Source organism: Streptomyces sp. AMJ-169, assembly GCF_055597585.1.
This window is the reverse complement of sequence record NZ_JBVLTJ010000044.1, coordinates 1-1,023: the sequence shown is the minus strand read 5'-3', so window position 1 is coordinate 1,023 and position 1,023 is coordinate 1. Positions and strand designations below refer to the sequence as shown.

1 protein-coding gene is annotated in these 1,023 nt (G+C 74.3%); it reads right to left on the bottom strand.

What is annotated here, in order from left to right:
- Positions 1-481: 481 nt before the first annotated feature.
- A complete protein-coding gene (locus ACYUD3_RS38500) occupies positions 482-655 on the bottom strand; it encodes a hypothetical protein (RefSeq protein WP_470981167.1) in 174 nt (57 codons plus the stop codon).
- Positions 656-1,023 lie beyond the last annotated feature (368 nt).

Sequence of the window (1,023 nt, the reverse complement as noted above, 5' to 3'; positions counted from 1 at the left end):
GCGGCTCAGCGGCTCAGCGGCTCAGCGGCTCAGCGGCTCAGCGGCTCAGCGGCTCAGCGGCTCAGCGGCAGGCTGTAACGGCTGGGGGCGAGCCAGCAAGCCGGGGTCCGGAGGCCGGGGCCAGGGGCAGGGCTGCGAGTCGGAGGGGCCAAGAGGCCGGGACAACAGGTCGAGGGCCGAGAGGAGTCAGCGAGCCGGGGGGCTTGGCAGCCGGGCCGCAGGCTGCGGCAGCCGGGGGCGAGGCGGGGCCCGGAGGCCAGGGCCGGGTTGGGGAGAGGAGAGTGGGACAGCGAATCGGGCCCGGAAGGCAAAGCAACGAGTCGGGGCGGGAAAGCGGGCAGCGAGCCGTAACGAGGGGGATGAGTCAGCGGACCGGGAGCTTGGAGGCTAGGACGGCAGATCGGGGACGCGGGCCAGCTGACCCGGGGGCTCGGAAGCTAGGGCGGCGAGGCCGGGGACCAGTCGGCGGGACTGAGCCAGGTCAGCGAGTCAGGAACTGCTGGGCCCTGTCCACCAGCTGCGTGAGGACCGGGTCCGCCGAAGCCGCCTGGGCGTTGGACGGGTGGAGTATCAGTGAGAGCAGGACGACGAACGCGAGCGTCGGCAGGGCCAGCGCCCACCACGGCAGGCGGGTGTCGGCTGCGCCCGAGCTCACCGGGCGAGGGCGGTTCTGGGAACGGGCCGACATGACGTCCTCCGTGGGGCTTCGAGTCCTTCGTGACCGCCTCTTCGCGGCCACACCTCGAAACTACGCACCCGTCAAGCCTCCGCCCATCCGGCATCCCACCCACTTAACCCTGACCTCTGCCCCCTAGGGGATGGTGGTGCTAGCACCACCATGGGGGCGGGGAGGGGGAGTTGGAGGGGCGCCCGGGGGCGGGTCGAAGGGGGTGCGGGCATCGGCTCAGCGGCGGGCTGATCTGTGGTAAGAGCAGGCTGCAAGAGGGGCCGGGGGCCGGGGGCCGGGGGCCGGGGGCCGGGGGCCGGGGGCCGGGGGCCGGGGGCCGGGGGCCGGGAGCCGGG